Origin of the sequence: Bacteroides sp. 1001302B_160321_D4 (assembly GCF_015667765.1) — a bacterium.
In the GTDB taxonomy this organism is placed as follows: Bacteria; Bacteroidota; Bacteroidia; order Bacteroidales; family Bacteroidaceae; genus Bacteroides; species Bacteroides xylanisolvens.
Window position 1 is genome coordinate 21,943 of sequence record NZ_JADPLO010000070.1, and the last position, 6,351, is coordinate 28,293.

The window sequence follows — 6,351 nt, forward strand, 5'->3', positions numbered from 1 at the left end:
AACACTGCGTTTCACCGGGATTTCTATTATAATATAATGAAAGAATGGTTAGTTCTTGTTGGCACGTTTACGTTCGATTTCGTCCAAAATCACTTTACGCATACGCATTGCCTTTGGAGTAACTTCTACATATTCGTCTTCCTTAATATATTCCAATGCTTCTTCAAGTGAGAACTGGATAGGCGGAATCAGACGTACTTTGTCATCCGAACCGGAAGCGCGCATATTCGTCAGCTTCTTCGATTTGGTTACGTTGATAACCAAGTCGTTGTCATGAGAGTGCTCGCCTACTACCTGTCCTGCATAGACTTCGTCCTGCGGGAAAATAAAGAACTTACCGCGATCCTGTAATTTGTCGATGGCATAAGCAAAAGCTGTTCCGCTTTCCATAGCAATCATAGAACCATTGGTACGGCGTTCAATTTCTCCTTTGTGCGGCTGATATTCTTTGAAACGGTGTGCCATAATGGCTTCACCGGCAGAGGCCGTCAGTACATTGGTACGCAAACCGATGATACCACGTGAAGGCATATTGAATTCAAGATTGATGCGTTCGCCTGTATTTTCCATCTTTACCATTTCACCTTTACGGCGGGTAACCATATCAATAATTTTGCTGGAATATTCTTCCGGTACGTTGATGGTCAACTCTTCAATCGGTTCGCATTTCACACCGTCGATTTCTCTGAAGATAACCTGTGGCTGACCTACCTGCAATTCATATCCTTCGCGACGCATTGTTTCAATCAATACAGAAAGGTGGAGTACACCACGGCCGGAAACAATCCATTTACCGTCTTCTTCACTCTTTCTTACGCGGAGAGCCAGGTTCTTGTCGAGTTCCTTCATCAGACGGTCGTGGATGTGGCGTGAAGTCACAAACTTACCATCCTTACCGAAGAAAGGAGAATCGTTGATAGCAAACAACATACTCATGGTCGGTTCGTCAATTGCGATGGGTGGCAGTGCTTCCGGACTTTCGAAATCACAAACTGTATCTCCAATCTCGAATCCGTCAATACCTACCAGCGCGCAGATGTCACCGGAAGAAACCTCATTTGTTTTCACACGGCCTAAACCTTCGAAAACATGGAGTTCTTTAATTTTGCTCTTGAACATATCGCCGTTACGTTTCACAAGCGTTATATTCATACCTTCTTTTAATGTACCACGATGTACGCGACCTACGGCAATACGACCGGTATAAGAAGAATAATCCAGAGAAGTAATCAACATCTGGGGAGTACCTTCCAACTGTTGCGGTGCCGGAATGTTTTCGACGATACAATCCAGTAGCGGAGTGATGCTGTCAGTTTGTTGTTGCCAGTCGGTGCTCATCCAGTTGTTTTTGGCGGAACCGTAAATCACGGGGAAGTCCAACTGATCTTCCGTTGCGTTCAAGCTGAACATCAAGTCGAAAACCATCTCGTAAACTTCTTCCGGGCGGCAGTTAGGTTTATCTACCTTATTAACTACCACAATGGGTTTCAAACCGATTTCGAGCGCCTTTTGCAGTACGAAACGAGTCTGTGGCATCGGACCCTCGAAGGCATCTACCAACAGAATACAGCCATCGGCCATATTCAATACACGTTCTACTTCACCACCGAAGTCGCTGTGTCCCGGAGTATCAATAATATTAATTTTTGTACCGTTGTAATTGATGGATACGTTTTTGGAAAGAATCGTTATACCACGTTCGCGTTCCAAATCGTTGTTATCCAGGATAAGTTCACCACTATTTTGGTTGCTGCGGAATAAATTTCCGGCCAATAGCATCTTGTCAACCAGCGTTGTTTTCCCATGGTCAACATGGGCAATGATTGCAATGTTTCGAATATTTTGCATATAATACCTATTATTTGGCTGCAAAGGTACGAAAATAGGATTAGAAATATGCGCAATGATAGCAATTTTTTCTTGTAAATCGTTGTGTGATATAAAGATAATGCCTATCTTTGCACGCTCAAAAGAATAATTTATCAATTAAAATTCTAAGAATTATGTATTTAGACGCTGCTAAAAAGCAAGAAATCTTCGGAAAGTACGGAAAGTCTAACACTGACACCGGCTCAGCTGAGGCCCAAGTGGCATTGTTTTCCTACCGTATTTCTCACCTGACTGAGCACATGAAGCTCAACAGAAAAGATTATAGTACTGAAAGAGCGTTAACAATGTTGGTAGGTAAGCGTCGTCGCTTACTCGACTACCTGAAAGCAAGAGATATCGAAAGATATCGTGCTATTGTTAAAGAGCTCGGTTTGCGTAAGTAATCTACTTGTCGCGAAAAGATTTAAAGCCGTTCCTCATGATAGAGGAACGGCTTTTTTTTAGTTTCTTCTTTTTCTTCCTGATAGTCGTATTTTCTTCGGTTATAATTGTGTTCATCTAAAGATTTTGCTATTTTTGCAGCTTAATTATTATAATTTATCACCTTTGATAACTAAAATGCTTTCAAAATGGATACAAGTAAGATTGTTGGCGAGAAAATTAAAGCCCTCCGCGAAGATAAATCAATAAGCATAGAAGAGTTGGCGCAACGTTCAGGTTTGGCTATCGAACAGGTTGAACGTATTGAGAATAACATTGATATACCTTCTCTCGCACCGCTGATTAAGATTGCGCGTGTGTTGGGAGTACGTCTGGGTACTTTCCTTGATGATCAGGATGAAGTCGGACCGGTCGTATGCCGTAAGAAAGAGGCCAAGGATGCGATCAGTTTTTCCAATAATGCGATTCACTCTCGCAAACACATGGAATATCACTCGTTGTCCAAGTCAAAGGCGGACCGTCACATGGAACCGTTTATTATCGATGTGATGCCGACGGAAGATACCGACTTCGTGCTTTCTTCTCATGAAGGAGAAGAGTTTATCATGGTTATGGAAGGTATCATGGAAATCAGCTATGGCAAGAACACCTATCTGCTGGAAGAGGGTGATAGTATTTATTATGATTCCATTGTTCCTCATCATGTACATGCTTATGAGGGACAGGCTGCAAAAATCCTGGCAGTAGTTTACACACCGATTTAATGAAATAGTAGGAACCAAGACTTAAGTATAATTACATGCAATTATTTGATCGTACTTTGGGGCAGTGGCTGGAACACTGGGCTGAAGAGACTCCCGATAAGGAATATATCGTATATTCCGACCGAAATCTCCGTTTTACCTGGAGTCAGTTGAACCGTCGTGTGGATGATATGGCAAAAGGGCTTATTGCCATTGGTGTGGAACGTGGTACCCATGTGGGTATCTGGGCGGCTAATGTTCCCGATTGGTTGACATTGCTATATGCCTGCGCGAAGATTGGTGCGGTATATGTTACAGTGAATACGAACTACAAGCAATCGGAATTGGAGTATCTTTGCCAGAACTCGGATATGCATACGCTTTGTATTGTGAATGGTGAGAAGGATAGTGATTTTGTGCAGATGACATACACGATGCTTCCTGAATTGAAGACTTGTGAGCGTGGACATTTAAAGAGCGAACGCTTTCCATATATGCGAAATGTAGTATATGTAGGTCAGGAAAAACATCGTGGTATGTATAATACAGCGGAGATCCTGCTGTTGGGAGATAATGTGGAAGATGACCGTTTGAACGAACTAAAAAGCAAAGTGGATTGTCACGATGTGGTAAATATGCAATATACGTCGGGCACTACCGGTTTTCCGAAAGGGGTGATGCTGACACATTATAATATCGCCAATAATGGATTTCTGACGGGGGAACACATGAAGTTCACGGCAGATGACAAACTTTGTTGTTGCGTTCCGTTGTTCCATTGTTTTGGGGTAGTATTGGCTACCATGAACTGTCTGACTCATGGTTGTACACAAGTGATGGTAGAACGTTTCGACCCGTTGGTTGTGCTGGCCTCTATTCATAAAGAACGTTGTACGGCTCTTTATGGTGTGCCGACTATGTTTATCGCCGAGTTGCATCATCCGATGTTCGATCTCTTTGATATGTCTTGTCTTCGTACAGGTATTATGGCGGGTTCGCTGTGTCCTGTCGAACTAATGAAGCAGGTAGAAGAGAAAATGTATATGAAGGTGACTAGTGTCTACGGATTGACAGAAGCCGCTCCCGGTATGACGGCCACCCGTATTGATGATCCGTTCGATGTACGTTGTAATACGGTAGGACATGATTTCGAATTTACGGAGGTGAAAGTGATTGATCCTGAAACAGGTGAAGAATGTCCGGTTGGTGTACAAGGTGAAATGTGTAACCGTGGTTATAATACCATGAAAGGATATTATAAGAATCCGGAAGCAACGGCGGAAGTGCTTGATGAAAACAACTTCTTGCATTCCGGCGACTTGGGTATCAAGGATGAAGATGGAAATTATCGGATTACCGGACGTATCAAAGATATGATTATTCGTGGTGGCGAGAATATTTATCCGCGCGAAATAGAAGAGTTTCTTTATAAGCTTGATGGAGTGAAAGATGTTCAGGTGGCTGGTATTCCTTCTAAAAAGTATGGTGAGGCAGTCGGAGCATTTATTATTTTGCAGGAAGGAGTACAAATGCAGGAAGCCGATGTACGTGATTTCTGCAGAAATAAAATATCTCGTTATAAGATTCCGAAATATATCTTCTTTGTGAATGAATTCCCGATGACGGGTAGTGGAAAGATTCAGAAGTTCAGATTGAAAGATCTGGGACTGCAACTTTGCAAGGAGCAGGGAATAGAGATTATTTAGAAACTCATGATTATTTAAAGACACACAAAGTTTTTTGATTATAAACAGTGAACGGTGAACTCTCTGCAATCAATTATGCAGTTTGTTCACCGTTCACTATTTGTATGATCTTATCCGGCTTTGATTCCGGCGTCAGGTTGCGTATTATTAAATGAAATCATCGCCCAGTTGCATTTGGGCGTCGTTTACATATTTACGGATGGCATGTTCTTCATCTTTGCGGCAAATCAAAAGAACGTTGTCCGATTCGGCTATCAGAAATCCTTCCAGTCCATCGATAACGGCCAGTTTGCCTTTCGGAAGTACTACCATATTATCTTTACTGTTATATATAAGTGAATGGCACTTCAGCGTAACATTGCCTTCCGGGTCTCTTTCCGATAAATCATAAAGTGATCCCCAAGTTCCAAGATCGGACCAGCCAAAATCTCCTAATGATACATACACATTATCCGCTTTCTCCATAATGCCGAAGTCGATGGATACATTAGGACATGCTGGGAAGTTTTCTTCGATGAATGCTTTCTCCTTGTCGGTGGCATAAATATCTTTTCCCGGTGCCAGTTTGGAAGCTAATTCAGGCAGTAAATCTTCACTTGCTTTGATGATTGTATTTACATTCCACATAAATAGGCCGGAATTCCAATAAAATTCTCCGCTCTCTACGAATACTTTAGCTAATTCCAGTTCCGGTTTCTCTGTGAATGTTTTTACTTTATAGAAGTTTCCTCCTGCGGGTTCGTCTATTTGTATATATCCATACCCTGTTTCCGGGCGATTGGGTTTAATTCCTAATGTCAGTAGCTTTTCCGAGCGTGAAACAAAATCAAGTCCTTTTTCGATAGCGGCAAGAAACTCATCCTCTTTTAAAATTAAATGGTCTGAAGGAGCGACTACGATATTGGCGTTCGGGTTCAGTGCCCGGATGTGGTAAGCGGCCCATGCTATACACGGAGCGGTATTTCGTCTTGCGGGTTCCAGCAGAATCTGTTCTTCGTTCACTTCGGGCAATTGTTCCTTCACTAAGTCCGCATACATTGCATTGGTAACGATGAAAATATTTTCTGTTGGGATAACTTTTTGGAACCGGTCGAAAGTCTGTTGTAAAAGTGAACGGCCCGTTCCGAAGAAATCTAAGAATTGTTTGGGCAATGTTTTGCGGCTAAACGGCCAGAAGCGGCTTCCAATGCCGCCACCCATAATCACGCAATAATTATCCTGGTTTGTCATGATAGTGACTCTATTTTAAAGTTTCTGCTAATGTACGGTTTATTCTCTGAATAGAGAAGTGTTTAAGATATGTTTTATTATTTTTTTCTCCTTTTTTTTGCCAAACTATTGTGGAATCAAAATAATGTCGTATCTTTGCACCGCAATTGAGAAATCAAGTATGCGCCCAGATGGCGGAATCGGTAGACGCGCTGGTCTCAAACACCAGTGGATTCACTTCCATCCCGGTTCGACCCCGGGTCTGGGTACTGAAGCGGAGAAAGTAGAAATACTCTCTCCGTTTTTCTTTTCTACTCCTCGTAACTCGTTGGTCATACCGAAATTGGCTCAGTCTGAAACCTTGGGGGATTGCGTTAAAATTCTTATTTTTGCATCATGAAAACATCCTCTTCCCAAACGAT

Annotated in this window: 5 protein-coding genes and 1 tRNA gene; 4 read left to right on the forward strand and 2 right to left on the reverse strand. The window is 42.2% G+C overall.

The annotated features are described in order from the left end of the window. Positions 1-48: 48 nt before the first annotated feature. Positions 49-1,848 carry a translational GTPase TypA gene (typA, locus tag KFO40_RS21440; protein ID WP_004317549.1) on the reverse strand — a complete coding sequence of 600 codons (1,800 nt, stop codon included), beginning with the start codon at positions 1,846-1,848 and terminating at the stop codon, positions 49-51. 155 nt (positions 1,849-2,003) lie between these two features. Here typA and rpsO point away from each other — a divergent pair, with 155 nt between their 5' ends. The 3 genes from rpsO to KFO40_RS21455 all read left to right on the forward strand — a co-directional run bounded on the left by rpsO (position 2,004) and on the right by KFO40_RS21455 (position 4,720). Next, on the forward strand, positions 2,004-2,273 hold the full coding sequence (gene rpsO / locus KFO40_RS21445) for a 30S ribosomal protein S15 (RefSeq protein ID WP_004296393.1): 270 nt from the start codon (positions 2,004-2,006) through the stop codon (positions 2,271-2,273). 186 nt (positions 2,274-2,459) lie between these two features. Then, on the forward strand, positions 2,460-3,035 hold the full coding sequence (locus KFO40_RS21450) for a helix-turn-helix domain-containing protein (RefSeq protein ID WP_004296396.1): 576 nt from the start codon (positions 2,460-2,462) through the stop codon (positions 3,033-3,035). Positions 3,036-3,070: 35 nt separating this feature from the next. Next, positions 3,071-4,720 carry an AMP-binding protein gene (locus KFO40_RS21455; RefSeq protein WP_049701275.1) on the forward strand — a complete coding sequence of 550 codons (1,650 nt, stop codon included), beginning with the start codon at positions 3,071-3,073 and terminating at the stop codon, positions 4,718-4,720. 147 nt (positions 4,721-4,867) lie between these two features. Here the strand turns inward: KFO40_RS21455 and KFO40_RS21460 are convergent, their stop codons facing one another. Continuing rightward, on the reverse strand, positions 4,868-5,950 hold the full coding sequence (locus tag KFO40_RS21460; protein ID WP_004317553.1) for a mannose-1-phosphate guanylyltransferase: 1,083 nt from the start codon (positions 5,948-5,950) through the stop codon (positions 4,868-4,870). Between the two features lie 164 nt (positions 5,951-6,114). On the opposite strand from KFO40_RS21460, the gene KFO40_RS21465 reads away from it, so the two are divergent. After that, positions 6,115-6,198 (forward strand) — tRNA-Leu (locus KFO40_RS21465). Positions 6,199-6,351: the final 153 nt, after the last annotated feature.